This window comes from Caballeronia sp. PC1, assembly GCF_021353155.1.
Lineage (GTDB): Bacteria > Pseudomonadota > Gammaproteobacteria > Burkholderiales > Burkholderiaceae > Caballeronia > Caballeronia cordobensis.
This window is the reverse complement of the sequence record NZ_JAJUBH010000001.1, coordinates 3,005,939-3,026,947: the sequence shown is the minus strand read 5'-3', so window position 1 is coordinate 3,026,947 and position 21,009 is coordinate 3,005,939. Positions and strand designations below refer to the sequence as shown.

Genomic DNA, 21,009 nt, shown 5'->3' with positions numbered 1-21,009 from the left:
AACTGTCCAACTTTGCGGGGTCAGTTCAGGCAACGGCGTCGCTTTTTTTATGCGCGCTTGCTTCGCGTTCGAAGCCACGCGATCACGCGCCAGCCGAGCAGCGCGATCACGACGGCGCCGTAAATCTTCGGCAATTCGAGATCGTTCTTGCCTGCCTTCATCCACCAGAAATGCAGGATGGCGAGCGTGGCGATCAGATAGATCGCGCGATGCAGCGTCTGCCAGCGGCGCCCGAGCTTGCGCACCATCGCTTTCGGCGACGTGATCGCCAGTGGAATCAGCAGCACGAACGCCGCAAAGCCCACGGTGATGAACGGCCGCTTGCCGATGTCCTTCACCATCTCGGCGACATCGAACCATTTGTCGAACCAAATGTACGTCGTGAAGTGCAGCACGGCGAAGAAGAACGCGAAGAGGCCGGTCATGCGCCGAAAGCGCGCCAGCGCGTTCACGCCGGTCAGGCGTCGCACGGGCGTGATCGCGAGCGTGATACATAGATAGACGAGCGTCCAAAGTCCCGTCGAGCGCGTGATGAACTCGATCGGATTCGCGCCGAGGCCGCCGTTCACGCCGAGCACGATGAGACGCGCGAGCGGGAACAGCATCGCCACGAAGACGACGATCTTGGCCGGAACGATCCAGCGCGGACCGGACGCGACGCGCGCGCTTTTGATCTGAGATGCGGACGACATCGCTCAGAAGTTCTTCTTCAGATCCATGCCTGAATACAGCGACGCGACCTGATCGCCGTATCCGTTGAACATGAGCGTCTTGCGCTTCGGAGCGAAGAAACCGTCTTCGCCGATGCGCCGCTCCGTCGCCTGACTCCAGCGCGGATGATCGACGTTCGGATTCACGTTCGAATAGAAACCATATTCGCTCGGCGCGTACAGGTTCCAGCTCGTCGGCGGCTGCTTTTCGACGAAACGGATCTTCACGAGCGACTTCGCGCTCTTGAAGCCGTACTTCCACGGCACGACGATGCGCACCGGCGCGCCGTTCTGATTCGGCAGCACTTCGCCGTACAGCCCGACCGTGAGAAGCGTGAGCGGGTTCATCGCTTCGTCCATGCGCAGTCCCTCGGAATAAGGCCATTCGAGAATCGGCGTCGAGAGGCCCGGCATCTGCGACGGGTCCGCGAGCGTGATGAACTGCACGTATTTCGCGTTGCCCGTCGGCTCGGCGCGCTTGATGAGCTCGGACAAGGACACGCCGATCCACGGAATCACCATCGACCAGCCTTCGACGCAGCGCAGCCGGTACACGCGTTCTTCGAGCGGCGCGAGCTTGAGGAGTTCGTCGATGTCGTAGACCTTCGGGTTCTTGATCGCGCCTTCGACCGAAACCTTCCACGGCCGCGGACGCAACGCGCCCGCGTGCTCGGCAGGGTCGCCCTTGTCGGTGCCGAATTCGTAGAAGTTGTTGTAGGTCGTGATGTCCTTGAGCGACGTGGCCTTGTCGAGCGCGACGAACTTCGGGTTGGTCGTCGCGGCGAGCTTCTGGCCTTTCGCATCGGGCGATGTCATCGTCGCGTGCGCGAGGCCCGTCGCGCTCATCATGCTCATCGCGCCGATCGAGCGCAGCACGCGCCGCCGGTTCTCGAACACGTCGCGCGGCGTGATTTCATGAGCCGCTATGTCGTCGCCATAGAGAGGGCGATTTCGTCTGATCCACATGAAGCGTTACTCCTTCGTTCATATACGGGGAAACAGCAGAATGAATGCCCGTATTCCATCGTGCGACGAAAAAAAACCGCCAGCGCAACGCATGGCGGTTTTTTCTGGTTCGACGCGGCTAATTAGAGTTTGCCGTAACTGTGCAAGCCCGACAGGAACATGTTCACGCCGAGGAAGGCGAACGTCGTCACGATCAGGCCCGTCAGCGCCCACCAGGCCGCCGCCGCGCCGCGCAGGCCTTTCATGAGGCGCATGTGCAGCCAGGCCGCGTAGTTCAGCCACACGATCAGCGCCCAGGTTTCCTTCGGGTCCCAGCTCCAGTAGCCGCCCCACGCTTCGGCAGCCCACAGGGCGCCGAGAATCGTCGCGATGGTGAAGAACGCGAAACCGACCGCGATCGACTTGTACATGACGTCGTCGAGCACTTCCAGCGACGGCAGGCGGTCCGACATGAAACCGCGCTGCTTCCCGAGATACGCGACGGAAACCATCGCCGACAGTGCGAAACTGCCGTAACCGATGAAGTTCGCCGGTACGTGGATCTTCATCCACCAGCTCTGCAGCGCAGGCACGAGCGGCTGAATCTGCTGCGCGTCGCGGGCGATGGAATACCACATCAGAAAGCCGACCGCCGCGCTGATCACGAGCAGCACGAACGCGCCCATCGCGCGCGTCGAATAGTGCTGTTCGTAGTAGAGATAGAAGAGCGCCGTGATCAGGCAGAACAGCACGAACACTTCGTAGAGGTTCGAAATCGGAATATGGCCGATGTCCGCGCCGATCATGTACGACTCGTACCAGCGCACCATCAGGCCTGTGAAACCCATCAGCACGGCGACCCACGTCATGCGCGAACCGATCGCGCCGCCCGTCTGCGAGCGCGACACGAGGCCGATCCAGTAGAACAGCGTCGCGAGAATGAACAGCGCGCTCATCCACAGAATCGCGGACTGGCTCGACAGGAAGTACTTGAGGAAGAAATTGGTCTCGGCGCGCGCGAGGTCATGCTGATAAAGCTGAATCGACGACAGCGCCAGCACCGCGATCATTGCGATAAGCAGGCGCACCGGCTTCCAGCGCCAGCCGAGCACGACGAACGTGGGCACCGCGCCGATCAGCACGGCCGTGTCGTACACGTCCATGTACGTGTGATAGCGATTCAGCGCGAAGCCCGCGCCCGCGACCATCGCGAGGGCGAAAAGCCAGTCGACGAGCGTGAGGCGGCGCAGAAAGGGACGGTCGTCGAACGCGGCGACATCGGGCAACCCGACGGGCGCCGGACGCTCCGCCTTGACGGATGCGTGGGAGGAGGTTTGAGAGAGGTCCATGATCTTACCGTGTCGAAACTTCCGAGCGCGTGGCTTCGGATTGCGTTTGCGCCGTGGGTGCGCTGGATGTCGGGGACGGATCAACCGGTTCGGCCGGCTTCACGCCGAGCGCCGCGGCAATCTGCGCCCGCGTGCGCACGAACTCTTTTTCGAAATCGAACGTGCGGCGCGCCGTGGACATTGCCATCAGCACGCTCGCGCCGCCCTGACCCGAATCCTTGAGCCAGAACCAGAGGCGGCGTTCGCGCACGTAAAACATCGCGAAGATGCCGACCACCAGCAGAAGGCTGCCAAGATACACCAGATTTTTACCCGGCGCGCGCGTCAACTGGAATACCGAAGCTTGCACCTGCTTGAAGTTGTCCAGTTGCAGAAAGACCGGCGAGCCGTACAGAAAGCTGTCGGAAAGCGCGTTGATGGCCGACTGCACGAACGCGGAGCTCTTCTCATCCACTTTAGCCGCCGGAAAGCCGTTTTGCTCTCGGGAAATCTGCCATACGTCCCACATCGCGCCTTCCAGCATGCGCATCAGCAAGCCCGCCGCCTTTTCCTGCTCGCCCTTCGGCACGGATTTATCGATGAAAGTCGCGATGCCCTGAAAGCCGCCAATCACCTGAGGATTCGACACGGGCTTGCCCGTTTCGTCCGCGCCCGCGAAGAGGTTCAGCACGCGGATCGCGCTTTCTTCCAGATGCTTCTGCAACTCGCCGTTTTCCGCCGGCACCGAGCGCAACGCGAACCGGTGCGCCGCTTCGACGCGTGTCGCGGGCGTGGCGAGCGCGGCGCGCAAATCCATCCATTGCTTGACGGTACCCTGCTCGTCGGCGGGAATGCGCAGATAGCGGAAGGAATCGTTCGGGCTCAGGCGCATACCCGCGAGGAACATGCGCTGGCCGCTGACATCGACCGGCAGCATGTAGTTGCTGTACTCGCGCGCCTGGCCGTCCGTGCCGCGCACCTTGTATTGCACCGACGGGCCGATATTGCGCAGATCCGTCGGCTTCGAGGTTTTCGCGCCGGAGCCGAGACGCTCGTCGAACGCGTCGCGCAGCGTTTCCTTCTTGCCGACCCCGCGTGCATCCGGCGCACCGCTGCCATCGGTCATGTTTTCGACGTTGATCGCGCGGAAATCGGTGAATTCGATGGTTTCGCCCTGCGCGCCCGTGAACTGCGTGCCGATGGGCGCCGTGCCGCCGATCGCGCCGTTGAAGGGCGCGGTCTTCGCGCTGCCGCCGGTCATCGGCCAGGCGGTCATTTCGAGTTTCGAGCCGCCGTCCTGAAAGCTCGACTGATAAATCGAGATGCCGTCGTAGGTGAAGGGCTTGTTCACCTCGATGCGCGCCGGAATGCGCTTGCCGCTCTTATGATCGATCACGACGATATCGCTCGCGAAGAGCTTCGGCATGCCGGTCGAGTAGTAATCGACGATGAACTTGTTCAGTTCGATCGAAAACGGCAGATCCTGAATGATCGAGCCGTCCTGCTGATTGAGAATCGCCGTGCCGACGTACTGTCCTTCCGGCACCCACGCGTAGCCGCGGAAGGTGGGGTTCGACGTCGAGAGGCGATGCTCCGCCGGAATGTCGTTGATGACGGCGTTGCTGTTGATGGGCGTCTTGTTGAACATCCACATCTGCAGCTTGATGGGCAGATTGCTGTCGAGCAGCCCGCCGATACAGATCACGACGATCGCGATGTGCGCCGAGATATAGCCGATCTTCGTCATCGCGCCGCGTTTGCCCGCGATGAGCGTCGCGCCGTTATCCGTTTGCCGCGTGACGGTGCGGTAGCCCATTTTCACCGCGAGGCGTTCGAGGGTCGCCGCGGTCTGCGCGCGGTTGGCGGAAACCGTGAACTCGCCCTTGTGATGGAACGCGCGCAGGCCGCCTTCATGCACGCGATCCTTCCAGCTCTTGATGTCCGCGATCATCTTCGGACTGTTGCGGATGACGCACAGCGACACCGAAATCACGAGGAAGATCAGGATCAGCATGAACCACCACGCGCTATACACGGTGTAGATGCTGAGGCCGCGGAAGATGTCCGCCCAGAACGGGCCGAACTGATTCACGTAGTTGGGATACGGATCGTCCTGCGTGAGCACCGTGCCGATGATGCTCGCGATCGCCAGAATGACCAGCAGCGCAATGGCGAAGCGCATCGAACTGACGAGTTCGACGAAATGCCTGACGGCGCGGCGGCTCGACTTCGACTGCAAACCCGATGTGGTGACGCTCATTCAAACTCCGGCTGGACAGCAAAAAAGGGTGGAGACGCTAGCGGTCTTATCGACCGACGTCCCACCCTTTTCTTGTTTTCGCGCCGGTCTTCTCGGATCTTCCCGGGACCGGCTTCGTAGTATGGGCGATTCCCGCTTTCGTTGCAGGGAACCGCTGGACGCTGACTGCTGCGTTTTAATGCAAACCGGCGATGTAGTCGGCAACCGCCTTCATCTCCGCTTCATTCAGGCGCGAGGAAATCTGATGCATCGGCTCGCTGTTGGCGCGTTGCCCCGATGCGAAGGCGTTCAACTGCGCCACCGTGTAATCGCCCCACTGCCACGACAACCGCGGATACTGCACCGGAATGCCCATGCCCGTCGCGCCGTGACACGCGGCGCACGCCGGCACGCCCTTGTCCGCGATGCCGCCGCGATAGATCTTCTGCCCCAGCGCGACGTCGTTCTTGTCGCGCGCGTAGCCCTGCTTGGTTTTCTGCGACGCGAAGTACGCCGCGACGTTCACCATGTCCTGATCCGATAGCGCGCCCGCAATGCCCGCCATGATCGGATTGTTGCGCGCCGGCGCTTTCGCGCCCGGCTGCGTCTTGTAATCCTTCAATTGCTTGACGATGTACTCCGCGTGCTGGCCCGCCAGTTTCGGAAACGCCGCGCCGGCGCTGTTGCCGTCCGCCGCGTGACATGCCGCGCACACCTGAGTCGCGATGGCCTGCCCTCTCGCGACATCCGGCTTGGCCGGCTGCGCGGGCTCCGCCGCGTTCACTGACATCGATACCGCTAGTCCACCGAAACCCACACCGAAAGCCGCCGCTGCTCGAATCACCACCAGAGACCTGTACAGTCGGTTCATTCGCGTACCCTGTTTTTCGTCTTGTGAGAATGTGAGGTTCTGCAAAAAACGACGGCGATCGAACTTCGCCGCAAGATACCCGAACTCGCTGAACGAAGAGGCCCAAAAGATGCCTCTGAAAACTGTCTCGCTCCTGTCGATCAGAGTTAGCGCTTCAGCGCCTTACTCTGGTCCCATGCAAAGCTGTGGGTGCCGCCTGCGGCCTGGGTCTTGCGTGCCCGTGCTGATCTTTAAAAATCCGTCGTATTGTACAATAACCCGCTACACGCAAAGACGCCAGTCGGGGCATGCCCAGTATTCGCCGGGTTCTCAAGGCTTCTGGTATTCACCGCGCTTTTCCGCGGTTCACTCGATTGGGCCCGCCCATGTCATTCCTGCTTCACCAATCCCGCTTCTTCACCACCGTCAACCATCTGCGCGATCTGCCGCCTACGCCGCAGCCTGAAATCGCATTTGGCGGCCGCTCGAACGCGGGTAAATCGACGGCCATCAACATCCTGTGCAATCAGAAGCGGCTTGCTTTCGCGAGCAAGACGCCGGGCCGCACCCAGCACATCAATTACTTCTCCGTAGGGCCGCAGGACGCGCCCGTAGGCTATCTCGTCGATCTTCCCGGATACGGTTACGCCGAAGTGCCGGGTGCCGCGAAGGAACACTGGCAACGGCTGCTGTCGACGTATCTGCAAAGCCGCGCGCAACTGTGCGGCATGATCCTGATGATGGATTCGCGCAGGCCGTTGACCGACCTCGATCGCATCATGATCGACTGGTTCGCGCCGACCGGAAAACCGATTCACACGCTGCTCACCAAATGCGACAAATTGACGCGACAGGAGATGACCAACGCCCTGCGCGCGACGAAGAAATCGTTCGCGGAATACAAGGACGCGGGCTATCGCGGTGAACTGACCGTGCAGCTCTTTTCCGCACTCAAGCGCACGGGCATCGAAGAGGCGCACGAACTGATCGAAAGCTGGCTGATGCCCGCGGAAGCGAGCGAAAACGCGCAAGAGGACGCTGCGGAGTAAGCCGTCGCGACGGTGCTCCGGCATAAAAAAACCCGCCGCATGACGGCGGGTTAACAGCCTAATCGAATATCGACAGGCACCCGCTCAGGGAGGAGAAGCGGGGAGTTCGGCGGCAAGCGCCTCGCTCGATCGGTATGATATACCATTGTCTCAAAACGGTTTCAGACACGGCCAAGTGCTTGTTCCGCAAGACTTTATACATAGCTAAACCCGTTTTCGACGCCCCCTGGAAGACCACTCAACTCAGAGTCAAGACATGAGCTTCTATCCTCACCATCGCCCGCGCCGCATGCGCCGCGATGACTTCTCGCGCCGTCTGATGCGCGAAAACATCCTCACTACGAACGACCTCATTTACCCGGTGTTCATCGTCGAAGGGACGAATGTGCGCCAGAGCGTGCCGTCGATGCCCGGCGTCGAGCGCACGTCGGTCGATTTGCTGATGAAAGTCGCCGAACAATGCGTCGAGCTGGGCGTACCGGTGATCTCGCTCTTCCCCGCGATCGAGCCGTCGATCAAGACGCCCGATGGCCGCGAGGCGACCAATCCCGAAGGCCTGATTCCGCGCGCGGTGCGCGAGCTGAAGAAGAACTTTCCGACGCTCGGCGTGCTCACCGACGTCGCGCTCGATCCGTACACGAGCCACGGCCAGGACGGCGTGCTCGACGAAGAAGGCTACGTGAAGAACGACGAAACGAGCGAAATCCTCGTCGAGCAGGCGCGCACGCAGGCCGAGGCGGGCGTGGATATCGTCGCGCCTTCGGACATGATGGACGGCCGCATCGGCGCGATCCGCGAGATGCTCGAAAGCGAAAGCCACATTCACACGCGCATCATGGCGTACGCGGCGAAGTACGCGTCGGCGTTCTATGGCCCGTTCCGCGACGCCGTCGGCTCGGCCGCGAATCTCGGCAAGGGCAACAAGATGACGTATCAGATGGACCCGTCCAACTCCGATGAAGCGATGCGCGAAGTGCGCATGGATATCGAGGAAGGCGCGGACATGGTGATGGTCAAGCCGGGCATGCCGTATCTCGACATCGTGCGACGCGTGAAAGACGAGTTCCGCTTTCCGACGTATGCGTATCAGGTGAGCGGCGAGTACGCGATGATCAAGGCCGCGGCGCAGAACGGCTGGATCGATCACGACAAGGTGATGATGGAAGCGCTGCTCGCGTTCAAGCGCGCGGGCGCGGACGGCGTGCTGACCTACTTCGCGCTGGACGCAGCGCGGATTCTGCGGGCTTCCTGAGTTGTGTCGAAAGCGATGCTTCGGGGCATCGCTCTTTCTTATCCGTTCGACGGGCCGAGCTTTTCGAGGCTCTTCAAAAACGTATCCGCCGATTCATAGCCGACAACGCGCGCGACCTCGTTGCCCTGCGCATCGAAGAAGATGATGCCCGGCGGCCCGAATAACTTGAAGCGCTTGAGAAGCGCCTGATCGTCGGCGTTATTGGCGGTCACGTCCGCGCGCAGGAGATTGAGCTGCGCGAGACGCGCCTGTACGCGGGCGTCGGAGAACGTCAGCTTCTCCATTTCCTTGCAAGACACGCACCAGTCCGCGTAAAAATCGAGCATTGCCGGCTTTGCCGCGGCTTTGAGCGCGTTGTCCAGTTCGGCCGATGAGCGCACCGGCGCGAGTGTCGGTCCTTCGCTCTGCGTGGTCGTGGTTTGCGATCCGCTGCGCGCAGCCAGGACTGCCAGCGGTTTGAGCGGGTCCGTCGAGCCCGCCGCCAGCCCGACGAGCACCGTTGCGGCCCAGATCGCAAACGCGGCGCCGACGCCGCGTCCCAGGCGCTTCCAGATACCGCCCGACTGAGCCGCGCCCGACGAGAACAAACCGAGCGAAGCCGCCGCGATCAACAGCCACAAGGCCGCGAGCAACATTTGCGTGACGCCGCCGATCACCGGCCACACGATCCACAGCGCGGCCGCGAGCAAGGCCACGCCGAAGAACACTTTCACGCCGTCCATCCACGTGCCCGCGCGCGGTAGGACAGAACCCGCGCCCAATCCGATGACGAGCAAGGGCACGCCGAGCCCGATGCCCATTGCGAAGAGCGCCGCGCCACCGAGCACCGCGTTGCCGGTATGCGCGATAAACGCCAGCACCGCGAAGAGCGGCGCGGTCATGCACGCACCGACGACGAGCGCCGAGAGCGCGCCCATCACCGCGACCGCCGCGAACTTGCCGCCGCTGCGTTTTTGCGATGCCTCGTTGACGCCGCTTTGCCAGCGCTGCGGCAACGCGATATCGACGCCCGAAATCAGCGCGATGGCGAACGCAGCCAGCAACGTGCCGAACAAGCCGAGCACCCACGGATTCTGTAACCACGCGCCGAGGCTCTGCCCGACGAGCGCGGCGGCGATCCCGAGCACGGTGTACACGAGCGCCATGCCGATCACGTAGGACACGGACATTGCGAAGCCGCGCGCACGCGTCATGCGCGCGCCTTCGCCCACGATGATCGCGGAGAGGATCGGGATCATCGGATACGAGCATGGCAGCAGGCTCAACACCATGCCTGCGAGAAAATACAGTCCGACGACGGTCAGGAATCCGCCGCCTTCCAGCATCGACTGCGCGTAGTCCGCGCTCGTCGCGCGCTCGAACCAGGAAGCTTGCGAATCACGCGTCGGTGCGCTAGACACGCTCCCGGCCGCTTGGAGAGCGTCGCCGCGCACGCGGTACGTTTTCTCCATCGGCGGATAGCAGATACCGCCATCCGCGCAGCCTTGCGACGTCACCGAAAGCTCGAATGGCCCGTTGGCCTTCGTCACCGGAATGCGGATGATCAACTCCCCGCGATAGGTTTCGACGTCCTTATTGAACGTCTGATCGAAGTGCACTTTGCCCGCCGGCAGTTGCGCCGTGCCGAGGGTCGCGTCGCCGCTCTTCACCGCGAACGCAAAACGCTCGCGATACATGTAATAACCGTCCGCGATCTTGTAGCGCACGTCCACTTCGCCCGGCTTTTCCGTGGCGCTGAATTTGAACGCGACGTTGGGATCGAGGAAGTCGTCGGCCGCGTGCGCGGCGCCCGATAGCAGCGCGAACGCCGCGAGAAACAGAAGCGCGCCGAAAAACCGTCGCGCGACAAGACGAGAAAGCTCAAACATGAAGAGGACGCTGCGTTTCTGCGTTGACCCACTGACCGTAGGCGGGCGATGCGTGCACCTGCCAGACGAGAATTTCGGGCGTTTCATAGGGATGGCGAGCCTCGACGAAGCGCTGCAACTCATCGCAGCGCGCGACGCTCGTCTTGAAAAGCAACTGCACTTCCCGCGACGACTCCACCGCGCCCTTCCAGTGATAGTGCGACGACACCGCGCCGACGTTCGTCACGCACGCGGCGAGCCGTGCTTCGAGCGCGGCTTGCGCGAGCGCATCGGCTGCTGCGGCGTCGGGCAGCGTGGAGAGCATCAAAACGACGGGGACGTTCACTCGAAACTCCGGGAGATGCGACAGGCCAATTGCATATCGTAGCATCGGCCGCGGAGACGCACTTTTACGCTTCGATGCGCTGAAACGTCGCAGCCAGAAAGCAAAAAGGCCAAGCTTCGAGCCTGGCCTTTCTGCTAACAACCGAAAACGGAATTTATTCCGCTTCTTGCACTTCTTCCGTCTCTTCGACTTCCGGGCGATCCATCAACTGGACCAGCGCCATCGGCGCGTTGTCGCCGACGCGGAAACCGAACTTCAGGATGCTCAGGTAGCCACCCGGACGGTTCGCGTAGCGCGGGCCGAGAACGTCGAACAGCTTCGCGACGGAATCACGATCGCGCAGGCGGTTGAACGCCAGACGACGGTTCGCGAGCGACGGCTTCTTGCCCAGCGTGATGAGGGGCTCGACGACCTTACGCAGTTCCTTGGCCTTCGGCAGCGTCGTCTTGATGACTTCGTGCTCGATGAGCGAATTCGACATATTGCGGAGCATTGCCAGACGATGGCTGCTCGTGCGGTTCAGTTTCCGCAGACCGTGCTTATGACGCATTTTTCAGCTTCCTATAACGAGTTTAGAGCCAGCTCTTCTATTGCACCCTGATTCGGGGCACGGGCCGGTCGGAGAAAAAGCAAGACGCGGATTCTAAAGGAAAACCCGCGTCTTTGCCAGTAACGCTTTCGTTCTGCCGTATTACTTGTCGAGACCAGCCGGCGGCCAGTTTTCGAGCTTCATACCGAGCGTCAAACCGCGCGAAGCCAGCACTTCCTTGATTTCGTTCAGCGACTTGCGGCCCAGGTTCGGCGTCTTCAGCAGTTCGTTTTCGGTGCGCTGGATCAGATCGCCGATGTAGTAGATGTTCTCGGCCTTCAGGCAGTTCGCGGAACGAACCGTGAGTTCGAGATCGTCCACCGGGCGCAGCAGGATCGGATCGATCTGCGGCGCACGCGACGGCGCTTCCGCTGCCGCTTCCGTGCCTTCCAGCGCTGCGAACACCGACAACTGGTCGACCAGAATGCGAGCCGACTGGCGGATCGCTTCTTCCGGCGAAATGACGCCGTTGGTCTCGATGTTCATCACGAGCTTGTCGAGGTCGGTACGCTGTTCGACACGCGCGCTTTCCACGGCGTAGCTCACGCGGCGAACCGGCGAGAACGACGCATCCAGCACGATACGGCCGATGATCTTGGCCGACTCTTCACCATAACGACGCACGTTGCCCGGCACATAGCCGCGGCCCTTTTCGATCTTGATCTGAACGTCGAGCTTGCCGCCCTTCGACAGGTGCGCGACCACGTGTTCCGGATTGATGACCTCGCAGTCGTGTGCGAGCTCGATATCGCCGGCCGTGACAAGACCTTCGCCTTCCTTGCGCAGCGTCACCGTGACTTCGTCGCGGTTGTGCAGCTTGAAGACAACGCCCTTCAGGTTCAACAGCAGGTTGACCACATCCTCTTGCACACCGTCGAGCGTCGAGTATTCGTGCACGACGCCTGCGATCGTCACTTCGGTCGGCGCGTAGCCGATCATCGACGACAACAGCACGCGCCGAAGCGCGTTGCCCAAGGTGTGGCCATAGCCGCGTTCGAACGGCTCCATAACCACTTTCGCGTGGTTCTCACCAAGCGATTCAACTGCAATGATCTTGGGCTTCAACAAACTGGTTTGCATAGGTTTTCCTTTTCAATACCCTCGGCTCGTTACACCGATAAGGCTGACCGGTAACAACCTGAAAATAAACAGCCGAGGCCACCCCTTGCCACGAGCAATCAGGCTCCCCGGCTGTCCATCCATTACCGCCGCGAATTAACGCGAATACAATTCGACGATCAGGCTTTCGTTGATGTCGCCGGCGATGTCGCTACGCTCGGGCATCGACTTGAACGTGCCTTCGAACTTCTTCTCGTCGACCGACACCCAGCTCGGCATGCCGCCTTGCTGCGCCAGCGAGAGCGCTTCGACGATACGAGCCTGCTTGCGCGACTGTTCGCGCACGGACACGACGTCGCCCGACTTCACTTGCAGCGACGGGATGTTCGCGACCTGGCCGTTCACGAGGATCGACTTGTGGCTCACGAGCTGACGCGCTTCGGCGCGCGTCGAGCCGAAGCCCATGCGATACACGACGTTGTCGAGACGCGACTCAAGCAACTGCAGCAGGTTTTCGCCCGTCGGGCCCTTGCGGCGGTCGGCTTCAGCGAAGTAACGGCGGAACTGACGCTCCAACACGCCGTAGATACGCTTCACTTTCTGCTTTTCGCGCAACTGGGTACCGTAGTCGGACGTACGCGCGCCCGAGGTGCGGCCATGTTGGCCGGGCTTGCTGTCGAGCTTGCACTTGTCGGCGAGCGAGCGGCGAGCGCTCTTCAGGAACAGATCGGTGCCTTCACGGCGGGACAGTTTTGCTTTGGGACCGGTATAGCGTGCCACTTTGCATCCTTAAATATTGATCACGCAAACTTTCGTCTGCGCTAGTTCGAACCCTTTGGGCCGAACGGTGGGCTTAGTCAAAACTTCATAACGCACGAAACCCGCCGATACTCGCGCATCGACAGGAAACATGCGGCAAGCGTCGGCGTATTAGATACGACGGCGCTTCGGCGGACGGCAGCCGTTGTGCGGGACCGGCGTCACGTCGGAGATCGCGGTGATCTTGATGCCAAGACCATGCAGCGCGCGCACCGCCGATTCACGGCCAGGACCGGGGCCCTTGATCCGCACTTCGAGGTTCTTCACGCCGTATTCCATTGCCACGCGGCCAGCCGATTCGGCTGCCACCTGAGCTGCAAAAGGCGTCGACTTACGCGAGCCCTTGAAGCCCTGACCGCCCGAGGTCGCCCATGCCAGCGCGTTACCTTGACGATCGGTGATCGTGATAATGGTGTTGTTGAACGACGCGTGAACGTGAACCACGCCCTCGGCGACGTTCTTCTTGACCTTCTTGCGAACGCGTTGCGCCGCGGAGTTGTTCGAAGCCTTAGCCATTACGTTTTCCTGTAACTGTCAGTTCCGCTTACTTCTTCAGCGATTGCGCTGCACGACGCGGACCCTTACGCGTACGGGCATTCGTGCGCGTACGCTGGCCGCGCAGGGGCAAGCCCTTGCGATGGCGCATGCCGCGGTAGCAACCCAAGTCCATCAGGCGCTTAATGTTCATCGTCACTTCACGGCGCAGGTCGCCTTCGACGATGAACTTGCCCACTTCGTCACGCAGCTTTTCGAGGTCTGCGTCGGTGAGGTCCTTGACCTTCTTCGAAAATTCCACACCAGCAGCGGTGCAAATGCCGCGCGAGCGCGTGCGTCCGATGCCGAAGATTGCCGTCAGGCCGATCTCGGTATGCTGGTGATTCGGGATGTTAACCCCTGCGATACGAGCCATTGTTTTTCCTCAAACAAAAAGCGCAAGCAAAAGCGCGGCGTTCAGCCTTGACGCTGTTTGTGGCGCGGATCAGAGCTGCAAATCACGCGCACAACGCCCTTGCGCTTGATGATCTTGCAATTGCGGCAAATGCGCTTAACCGATGCCATCACTTTCATGATATTACCCTTTTTTCAAATCACTTCGCCCGGAACACGATCCGTGCACGAGACAGATCGTAAGGCGTCAATTCAACCGTAACCTTGTCGCCCGGCAGAATGCGGATGTAGTGCATCCGCATCTTTCCGGAAATATGCCCCAGGACGACATGGCCATTTTCCAATTTCACCCGGAAAGTAGCGTTGGGGAGGTTTTCGATGACCTCACCCTGCATCTGGATAACATCGTCTTTGGCCATGGTCCTAATTAACGCATCGGGACGTTGCCGCCCTTGAAGTTTGCCTTCTTGAGCAGCGACTCATACTGTTGCGACATAACGTACGACTGCACCTGAGCCATGAAGTCCATCGTGACGACGACAATGATCAGCAGCGACGTTCCACCAAAATAAAACGGCACGTTCCAACGCAACACCAGAAACTCAGGCAGCAGGCACACGAATACGATGTAGATCGCACCAGCCAGCGTCAGACGCGTGAGGATGCGGTCGATATACCGTGCAGTCTGATCGCCCGGACGGATACCCGGAACGAAAGCACCGCTCTTTTTCAAGTTGTCGGCTGTTTCCCGGCTGTTGAACACCAGTGCGGTGTAGAAGAAGCAGAAGAAAACAATCGCCAACGCATACAGCAACACGTACACGGGCTGGCCTGGCTTCAGCGCCTCGGCCACGTTGTGCAGCGTGTTTGCGAACCAGTTGGTGCGCGTACCCGAACTGAACCAGTTCAGGATCGTTGCCGGGAACAAGATGATCGACGACGCGAAGATCGGCGGAATCACACCCGACATGTTCAACTTCAGCGGCAGATGAGACGACTGTCCGCCGTAAATCTTGTTGCCGACCTGGCGCTTCGCATAGTTCACGAGGATCTTGCGCTGACCGCGTTCGATGAACACGACCAGATACGTGACCGCCGCGATCAACACGACGATGATGATCGCCGAGATGATGCTCATCGAGCCCGTGCGAACCAGCTCGAACAGACCGCCGATTGCGTTCGGGAAACCCGCCGCGATACCACCGAAGATGATGATCGAGATGCCGTTTCCGAGACCGCGCTCCGTGATCTGCTCACCGAGCCACATCAGGAACATCGTGCCCGTCACCAGCGTGACGACCGTCGTCAGGCGGAACACCATGCCGGGGTCCAGCACCAGAGCCGGCTGGTTTTCCAGCGCGACCGCGATACCGAAAGCCTGGAAGGTCGCCAGAACCACCGTGAAGATACGCGTGTACTGCGTAATCTTCCGCTGGCCCGCCTGTCCTTCCTTCTTCAGCGCTTCCATCTGCGGCGACACGATCGACAGCAACTGCATGATGATCGACGCCGAAATGTAGGGCATGATGCCCAGCGCAAAGATGGTGAACCGTGACAGCGCGCCACCCGAGAACATGTTGAACATGCCCAGGATGCCGCCCGACTGGCTTTGAAACAGCTTCGCCAGTTGATCCGGATCGATGCCGGGTACCGGAATATGCGCACCAATGCGGTAGACGATCAGCGCCAGCAGCAGGAACACTGCACGCCGACGCAGATCGCCGAATTTCGCCGCGCTTCGACCGGTTTTTGCGAGACTCGGGCTGTTAGCCAAGTACCTTCTCCGATGCTAGTGCTAGTAACGGCGAAGGCGCGTTACTCGGCGAACGAGCCGCCAGCGGCTTCGATTGCCTCGCGGGCGCCCTTCGTTGCCGTCAGGCCCTTCACCGTGACCTTGCGCGTGATCTCGCCGGTCTTGATGATCTTCGCGCTCTTGATGAGCTCGCCGACCAGACCCGCTTGCTTCAACGCCAACAGATCGATTTCGTCGACCGGCAGCTTCTCGAGATCAGCCAGACGCACTTCACCGACGAATTCCTTCGTCAGCGAGGTGAAGCCACGCTTCGGCAGACGACGCTGCAGAGGCATCTGACCGCCTTCGAAGCCGACCTTGTGAAAGCCGCCCGAACGCGATTTCTGACCCTTGTGGCCGCGGCCAGCGGTCTTGCCGAGGCCCGAACCGATACCGCGACCAACGCGACGCTTTGCGTGCTTCGCGCCTTCTGCCGGCTTCAGGTTATTCAATTCCATGTTCAACTCCTTGGATCCTTGGGTCGCGTTTAGGCGATGACCTTAACGAGGTACGAAACCTTGTTGATCATCCCGCGCACTGCCGGCGTGTCCTGCAGCTCGGAAACCGAGTTCAGGCGACGCAGGCCGAGGCCACGCACCGTAGCGCGGTGCGATTCGCGGGTCCCGATCAGGCTCTTGACGAGCTGAACCTTGACAGTTTTTTCAGACATGGTGCCCACCTTAGCCCAGAATGTCTTCGACGGACTTACCACGCTTCGCCGCGATGTCAGCCGGGGTCGACTGCTTGCGCAGACCGTCCAGCGTCGCACGAACGAGGTTGTACGGGTTCGTCGAACCGTGGCTCTTGGCCACAACGTTTTGCACGCCCATCACGTCGAACACTGCGCGCATCGGACCGCCAGCGATCACGCCGGTACCGTCCTTCGCCGGAGCGAGGAGGACCGCCGATGCGCCGTGCTTACCGTGCACTTCGTGTTGCAGCGTGCCGTTCTTCAGGGGCACCTTGAACATGTTGCGGCGGGCTTGTTCCATTGCCTTCTGAACGGCGACGGGAACTTCCTTCGCCTTGCCCTTGCCCATGCCGATACGGCCATCACCGTCGCCAACCACGGTCAGTGCGGCGAAGCCGAGAATACGGCCACCCTTCACGACCTTGGTCACGCGGTTGACCGAAATCATCTTTTCGCGCAGGCCGTCGTCGCGTTCGTCAGCCTGAACTTTCGCTTGCATCTTTGCCATGACGAATTCTTCCCTTAGAACTTGAGCCCGGCTTCACGCGCCGCATCAGCCAGCGCCTTCACGCGGCCGTGGTAGCGGAAACCCGAGCGGTCAAAGGCGACGGATTCGATGCCGGCAGCCTTGGCCTTTTCGGCGATACGCTTGCCGATCAGGGTCGCGGCATTGACGTTGCCGCCCTTACCCGACTTGTCGGCCAGTTCAGCGCGGACTTCGGCTTCCAGCGTCGAGGCGCTTGCCACGACCTTCGTGCCACATGCCGAGAACACTTGCGCGTAGATATGCGTATTCGTGCGATGCACGGCCAGACGCGGAACCTGCAGCTCAGCGATCTTGATACGCGTCTGACGAGCGCGGCGCAGGCGAGATTGAGTCTTATCCATGATTGCGCACCCTTACTTCTTCTTCGTTTCTTTGAGGATCACGACCTCGTCGGAATAACGCACGCCCTTGCCCTTGTACGGCTCAGGCGGACGATAGCCGCGCACTTCTGCTGCGGTCTGTCCGACTTTCTGCTTGTCGATCCCCTTGATCACGATTTCGGTTTGCGACGGAGTTTCAGCCTTGACGCCTTCCGGCATCTGGTGCACCACGGGGTGCGAGAAACCCAGCGACAGGTTCAGCTTGTCGCCTTGCGCTTGCGCACGATAACCAACGCCAACCAGCGTCAGCTTGCGCTCGAAACCCTTGGTGACGCCTTGCACCATGTTCGCCACCAGGGCGCGCATCGTGCCGGACATCGCGTTTGCTTCGCGGCTTTCGTCCGTCGGAGCCAGCTTCAGCGTGCCGTTCTCGTTCGTGACGCTGACCAGCTTGTTCGCCGGTTGCGAGATCGTGCCGAGCGGCCCTTTGACGGTGATGACGTCGCCCTTGATGGCCACTTCGGCGCCTTGCGGCAGCGCGATCGGGCTCTTACCTACTCGAGACATGTTTCTTCTCCTTAGGCGTTAAGCGACGTAGCAGATGACTTCGCCGCCGACGCCGTTCTGGCGCGCCTTGCGGTCGGTCATCACACCCTTCGGCGTCGAAACGATTGCAACGCCCAGGCCGTTCATGACCACGGGGATGTCGTTGCGACCGCGGTACACGCGCAAGCCAGGCTTCGAGACGCGTTCGAGGCGCTCGATGACCGGACGGCCGGCGTAGTACTTCAACGCGATGTTCAATTCGATCTTCGCGCCTTCAGCCTTCACCGCGAAATCGTCGATATAACCTTCGTCCTTCAAAACCTGCGCAATCGCAACCTTGACTTTCGACGAGGGCATAGTCACCGAAACCTTCTCGACCATCTGCGCATTGCGGATGCGAGTCAGCATATCGGCGATAGGATCACTCATGCTCATTTATGTTTCTCCTATTACCAGCTCGCCTTGGTGAGGCCAGGGATTTCGCCGCGGAACGCGATTTCACGAATCTTGCTACGCGCGAGTCCGAACTTGCGGAACGTGCCACGCGGGCGACCCGTGATCGCGCAGCGGTTACGCTTGCGAGTGGGGTTCGAGTTACGCGGCAGTTGTTGCAGCGCCAGACGTGCGAGGTAACGCTCTTCGTCGGACTTGCTTGCGTCGTCGATCACAGCCTTCAGCTCAGCACGCTTCGGAGCGTACTTGGCTGCCAGGCGCGCGCGCTTCTTTTCACGTTCGATCAGTGCCAGTTTAGCCACGGTAACCTCAGTTTCTGAACGGGAACTTGAAGCCGGCGAGCAGCGCCTTTGCTTCTTCGTCGGTCTTCGCGGTTGTCGTGATGCTGATGTTCAGCCCACGCAGCGCGTCGATCTTGTCGTAGTCGATTTCGGGGAAAATGATCTGCTCTTTCACACCGATGTTGTAGTTACCACGGCCGTCGAATGCCTTGCCCGATACGCCGCGGAAGTCGCGCACGCGAGGCAGCGCGACCGTCACGAAACGGTCCAGGAATTCGTACATGGCATTGCCACGCAGGGTAACCATCGTGCCAATCGGGTAGCCTTCGCGGATCTTGAAACCAGCGATTGCCTTACGCGACTTCGTGATAACCGGCTTCTGGCCGGCGATCTTCGTGAGGTCGCCAACAGCGTGCTCAAGAACCTTCTTGTCAGCGACGGCTTCGCCAAGACCCATGTTCAGGGTGATCTTGGTGAGACGCGGCACTTCCATGACCGACTTGTAACCGAACTTTTCAACCAGTTGCGGCACAACCTTTTCTTTATAAATCTCTTGCAGACGAGCCATTTTTTAACTCCGCGTCAGGCGTTCAACGTGGCGCCGGTCGACTTCAAGAAGCGAACCTTCTTGCCGTCTTCGACCTTGATGCCAACGCGCGATGCCTTGCCGTTCGCGTCGACCAATGCGACGTTCGAAATATGCAGCGGCATCGTTTTGGCTTCCACACCGCCCGTCGTACCCTTCATCGGGTTCGGCTTCACGTGCTTCTTGACGAGGTTGATGCCCTCGACAGTGACACGCTCTTCCGCAACGGCCAGCACGGTGCCGCGCTTGCCCTTGTCCTTGCCGGTGATGACGATGACTTCGTCACCCTTGCGAATCTTATTCATCGCGACTCCTTACAGCACTTCCGGCGCGAGCGAAACGATCTTCATGAATCGTTCGCTACGCAGTTCACGCGTCACCGGCCCGAAAATACGCGTGCCGATCGGCTCGAGCTTCGTATTCAGCAGTACGGCGGCATTGCCGTCGAACTTGATGAGCGAGCCATCTTGACGGCGCACGCCCTTGGCCGTACGAACGACCACGGCGTTGTAGATTTCGCCCTTTTTAACGCGTCCGCGCGGCGTCGCTTCCTTGACGGTCACCTTGATGATGTCGCCAATGCTTGCGTAACGACGCTTCGAGCCGCCGAGCACCTTGATGCACATGACTTCACGCGCACCCGTGTTGTCGGCCACTTCAAGCCGAGTTTCGGTCTGGATCATGGTTTATCTTTCCCAACTTAATCCGATTGCACCACCATGGCACAACCGGTCAGTCTTGGTCCCGTCAGCCAAATGGCTGCTTGGGTTAGAACAGGCAGCAATGGCAGACGAAACCCGCCATCGCAATCCGGTGAATCTGTCGACTCAGGCTGGCGCCCGAACCGGCTTCCCCCACCAATTTCGCCCGCGACGGGGCTCCCACAAAGAGGGAAGACCGAGATTATAACAAATAATCTCGGTCTTGCAAGCGAAACTTACTGCGACACTACTTACTGCATCGCCTTACTTCTACTTCGGCTTTAGATCACGCGAGCCGCTTCAACCAGCTTCGACACAACCCAGGCTTTCGTCTTCGAAATCGGACGGGTTTCCTGGATTTCGACGAGATCGCCTTCGTTGTACGTGTTCGCGTCATCGTGCGCGTGATACTTCTTCGAACGCACGACGTACTTGCCGTAGATCGGATGCTTCACGCGGTGCTCGACCAGCACGGTGACCGTCTTGTCCATCTTGTTGCTGACGACCTTGCCGACCAGCGTCCGCTTGAGCGAGGTTTTTACGCTATCGTTCATTTCTGGTTCGCCTTCTCGGTCATGACGGTGCGCACGCGCGCGATGTCGCGACGAACCTTCTTCAGCTGGCTCGTGTTCGTGAGCTGCTGGGTCGCGAGTTGCATGCGCAGGCCAAATTGCGCCTTGAGCAGGTCCGACAACTCCTTGTTGAGCGCGTCCTGGTCTTTCTGGCGAAGTTCAGTTGCCTTCATATTTACTCCTTAGGCGCCGAGCTGACGGACCACGAAGTTCGTCTTGAGCGGCAGTTTGGCTGCAGCCAGACGGAACGCTTCGCGCGCCAGTTCTTCGGTGACACCGTCCATTTCGTACAGCATCTTGCCCGGCTGAATCTCGGCGACGTAGTACTCAGGATTACCCTTGCCGTTACCCATACGCACTTCGGCCGGCTTTTGCGAAATCGGCTTGTCCGGGAAGATACGGATCCAGATCCGGCCGCCACGCTTGATGTGACGCGTCATTGCACGACGCGCCGCTTCGATTTGACGCGCGGTCAAACGGCCGCGACCGATAGCCTTCAGACCGTACTCACCGAACGACACTGCGTTGCCGCGCGTCGCCTTGCCGGTGTTACGACCCTTCTGCTCTTTGCGATACTTTCTGCGTTTCGGTTGCAGCAT

At 60.4% G+C, this 21,009-nt stretch carries 30 protein-coding genes; 2 read left to right on the top strand and 28 right to left on the bottom strand.

Features of this window, described 5'->3' with window-relative positions; all coding sequences use genetic code 11:
- Positions 1-47: 47 nt before the first annotated feature.
- The 5 genes from msrQ to LY284_RS14500 form a co-directional block, all read right to left on the bottom strand.
- On the bottom strand, positions 48-692 hold the full coding sequence (gene msrQ / locus LY284_RS14520; RefSeq protein ID WP_045451293.1) for a protein-methionine-sulfoxide reductase heme-binding subunit MsrQ: 645 nt from the start codon (positions 690-692) through the stop codon (positions 48-50).
- A gap of 3 nt (positions 693-695) precedes the next feature.
- Positions 696-1,676 carry a protein-methionine-sulfoxide reductase catalytic subunit MsrP gene (msrP, locus tag LY284_RS14515; RefSeq protein ID WP_045451296.1) on the bottom strand — a complete coding sequence of 327 codons (981 nt, stop codon included), beginning with the start codon at positions 1,674-1,676 and terminating at the stop codon, positions 696-698.
- A gap of 122 nt (positions 1,677-1,798) precedes the next feature.
- Positions 1,799-3,004 carry a c-type cytochrome biogenesis protein CcsB gene (gene ccsB / locus LY284_RS14510; protein ID WP_045451299.1) on the bottom strand — a complete coding sequence of 402 codons (1,206 nt, stop codon included), beginning with the start codon at positions 3,002-3,004 and terminating at the stop codon, positions 1,799-1,801.
- A gap of 4 nt (positions 3,005-3,008) precedes the next feature.
- On the bottom strand, positions 3,009-5,243 hold the full coding sequence (locus tag LY284_RS14505) for a cytochrome c biogenesis protein ResB (protein ID WP_233386867.1): 2,235 nt from the start codon (positions 5,241-5,243) through the stop codon (positions 3,009-3,011).
- Positions 5,244-5,418: 175 nt separating this feature from the next.
- Positions 5,419-6,093, bottom strand: coding sequence for a cytochrome c (locus tag LY284_RS14500; protein ID WP_041730717.1), 675 nt, complete (start codon positions 6,091-6,093; stop codon positions 5,419-5,421).
- Positions 6,094-6,458: 365 nt separating this feature from the next.
- Here LY284_RS14500 and yihA point away from each other — a divergent pair, with 365 nt between their 5' ends.
- Together yihA and hemB are read left to right on the top strand one after the other, a co-directional pair.
- On the top strand, positions 6,459-7,121 hold the full coding sequence (yihA, locus tag LY284_RS14495) for a ribosome biogenesis GTP-binding protein YihA/YsxC (RefSeq protein ID WP_014192463.1): 663 nt from the start codon (positions 6,459-6,461) through the stop codon (positions 7,119-7,121).
- A gap of 256 nt (positions 7,122-7,377) precedes the next feature.
- Positions 7,378-8,373, top strand: coding sequence for a porphobilinogen synthase (gene hemB / locus LY284_RS14490; RefSeq protein ID WP_045451304.1), 996 nt, complete (start codon positions 7,378-7,380; stop codon positions 8,371-8,373).
- Between the two features lie 38 nt (positions 8,374-8,411).
- On the opposite strand, the gene dsbD is transcribed toward hemB, so the two are convergent.
- From dsbD to rplP, 23 genes are all read right to left on the bottom strand, one after another.
- Positions 8,412-10,241: a protein-disulfide reductase DsbD gene (gene dsbD / locus LY284_RS14485; protein WP_233386865.1), complete on the bottom strand. Its 1,830-nt coding sequence runs from the start codon at positions 10,239-10,241 to the stop codon at positions 8,412-8,414.
- Positions 10,234-10,566, bottom strand: a complete 333-nt coding sequence (cutA, locus tag LY284_RS14480; RefSeq protein WP_014192466.1) for a divalent-cation tolerance protein CutA — start codon at positions 10,564-10,566, stop codon at positions 10,234-10,236. Before cutA ends, dsbD begins: the two co-directional genes overlap by 8 nt.
- Before the next feature lie 154 nt (positions 10,567-10,720).
- Positions 10,721-11,116 (bottom strand): 50S ribosomal protein L17, encoded by a 396-nt coding sequence (rplQ, locus tag LY284_RS14475; RefSeq protein WP_008344047.1) that lies wholly within the window; start codon positions 11,114-11,116, stop codon positions 10,721-10,723.
- A 141-nt stretch (positions 11,117-11,257) separates the two neighbouring features.
- Positions 11,258-12,235 carry a DNA-directed RNA polymerase subunit alpha gene (locus LY284_RS14470; RefSeq protein ID WP_014192467.1) on the bottom strand — a complete coding sequence of 326 codons (978 nt, stop codon included), beginning with the start codon at positions 12,233-12,235 and terminating at the stop codon, positions 11,258-11,260.
- A gap of 135 nt (positions 12,236-12,370) precedes the next feature.
- Positions 12,371-12,994: a 30S ribosomal protein S4 gene (gene rpsD, locus LY284_RS14465; RefSeq protein WP_014192468.1), complete on the bottom strand. Its 624-nt coding sequence runs from the start codon at positions 12,992-12,994 to the stop codon at positions 12,371-12,373.
- A 150-nt stretch (positions 12,995-13,144) separates the two neighbouring features.
- On the bottom strand, positions 13,145-13,549 hold the full coding sequence (gene rpsK / locus LY284_RS14460; protein ID WP_006052224.1) for a 30S ribosomal protein S11: 405 nt from the start codon (positions 13,547-13,549) through the stop codon (positions 13,145-13,147).
- A 28-nt stretch (positions 13,550-13,577) separates the two neighbouring features.
- Complete coding sequence (rpsM, locus tag LY284_RS14455) at positions 13,578-13,943, bottom strand: 30S ribosomal protein S13 (protein WP_008344037.1); 366 nt, start codon at positions 13,941-13,943, stop codon at positions 13,578-13,580.
- A gap of 41 nt (positions 13,944-13,984) precedes the next feature.
- A complete protein-coding gene (rpmJ, locus tag LY284_RS14450) occupies positions 13,985-14,101 on the bottom strand; it encodes a 50S ribosomal protein L36 (protein WP_004199844.1) in 117 nt (38 codons plus the stop codon).
- A gap of 20 nt (positions 14,102-14,121) precedes the next feature.
- Positions 14,122-14,340: a translation initiation factor IF-1 gene (infA, locus tag LY284_RS14445; protein WP_004521905.1), complete on the bottom strand. Its 219-nt coding sequence runs from the start codon at positions 14,338-14,340 to the stop codon at positions 14,122-14,124.
- Positions 14,341-14,348: 8 nt separating this feature from the next.
- On the bottom strand, positions 14,349-15,695 hold the full coding sequence (gene secY, locus LY284_RS14440) for a preprotein translocase subunit SecY (RefSeq protein WP_008343935.1): 1,347 nt from the start codon (positions 15,693-15,695) through the stop codon (positions 14,349-14,351).
- 41 nt (positions 15,696-15,736) lie between these two features.
- On the bottom strand, positions 15,737-16,171 hold the full coding sequence (gene rplO, locus LY284_RS14435; protein ID WP_008343934.1) for a 50S ribosomal protein L15: 435 nt from the start codon (positions 16,169-16,171) through the stop codon (positions 15,737-15,739).
- 29 nt (positions 16,172-16,200) lie between these two features.
- Positions 16,201-16,383, bottom strand: coding sequence for a 50S ribosomal protein L30 (gene rpmD / locus LY284_RS14430; RefSeq protein WP_006400644.1), 183 nt, complete (start codon positions 16,381-16,383; stop codon positions 16,201-16,203).
- Between the two features lie 10 nt (positions 16,384-16,393).
- Positions 16,394-16,912: a 30S ribosomal protein S5 gene (rpsE, locus tag LY284_RS14425; RefSeq protein ID WP_008343875.1), complete on the bottom strand. Its 519-nt coding sequence runs from the start codon at positions 16,910-16,912 to the stop codon at positions 16,394-16,396.
- 14 nt (positions 16,913-16,926) lie between these two features.
- Positions 16,927-17,292 carry a 50S ribosomal protein L18 gene (gene rplR, locus LY284_RS14420; protein ID WP_008343872.1) on the bottom strand — a complete coding sequence of 122 codons (366 nt, stop codon included), beginning with the start codon at positions 17,290-17,292 and terminating at the stop codon, positions 16,927-16,929.
- 12 nt (positions 17,293-17,304) lie between these two features.
- Positions 17,305-17,838, bottom strand: coding sequence for a 50S ribosomal protein L6 (rplF, locus tag LY284_RS14415; protein ID WP_014192471.1), 534 nt, complete (start codon positions 17,836-17,838; stop codon positions 17,305-17,307).
- Between the two features lie 18 nt (positions 17,839-17,856).
- The gene (rpsH, locus tag LY284_RS14410; protein WP_014192472.1) at positions 17,857-18,252 is read right to left on the bottom strand and encodes a 30S ribosomal protein S8; all 396 of its coding nucleotides are present in this window, start codon (positions 18,250-18,252) and stop codon (positions 17,857-17,859) included.
- 14 nt (positions 18,253-18,266) lie between these two features.
- Positions 18,267-18,572, bottom strand: a complete 306-nt coding sequence (gene rpsN / locus LY284_RS14405) for a 30S ribosomal protein S14 (RefSeq protein WP_014192473.1) — start codon at positions 18,570-18,572, stop codon at positions 18,267-18,269.
- Positions 18,573-18,579: 7 nt separating this feature from the next.
- Positions 18,580-19,119 carry a 50S ribosomal protein L5 gene (gene rplE / locus LY284_RS14400; RefSeq protein ID WP_014192474.1) on the bottom strand — a complete coding sequence of 180 codons (540 nt, stop codon included), beginning with the start codon at positions 19,117-19,119 and terminating at the stop codon, positions 18,580-18,582.
- A gap of 14 nt (positions 19,120-19,133) precedes the next feature.
- A complete protein-coding gene (gene rplX, locus LY284_RS14395) occupies positions 19,134-19,442 on the bottom strand; it encodes a 50S ribosomal protein L24 (RefSeq protein WP_045451318.1) in 309 nt (102 codons plus the stop codon).
- A 9-nt stretch (positions 19,443-19,451) separates the two neighbouring features.
- A complete protein-coding gene (gene rplN, locus LY284_RS14390; RefSeq protein WP_006998478.1) occupies positions 19,452-19,820 on the bottom strand; it encodes a 50S ribosomal protein L14 in 369 nt (122 codons plus the stop codon).
- Between the two features lie 299 nt (positions 19,821-20,119).
- Complete coding sequence (gene rpsQ, locus LY284_RS14385; RefSeq protein ID WP_008343854.1) at positions 20,120-20,392, bottom strand: 30S ribosomal protein S17; 273 nt, start codon at positions 20,390-20,392, stop codon at positions 20,120-20,122.
- Positions 20,389-20,583 (bottom strand): 50S ribosomal protein L29, encoded by a 195-nt coding sequence (gene rpmC / locus LY284_RS14380; RefSeq protein ID WP_014192476.1) that lies wholly within the window; start codon positions 20,581-20,583, stop codon positions 20,389-20,391. The genes rpsQ and rpmC overlap by 4 nt, the downstream gene beginning before the upstream one ends.
- A gap of 9 nt (positions 20,584-20,592) precedes the next feature.
- Positions 20,593-21,009: a 50S ribosomal protein L16 gene (gene rplP / locus LY284_RS14375; protein ID WP_014192477.1), complete on the bottom strand. Its 417-nt coding sequence runs from the start codon at positions 21,007-21,009 to the stop codon at positions 20,593-20,595.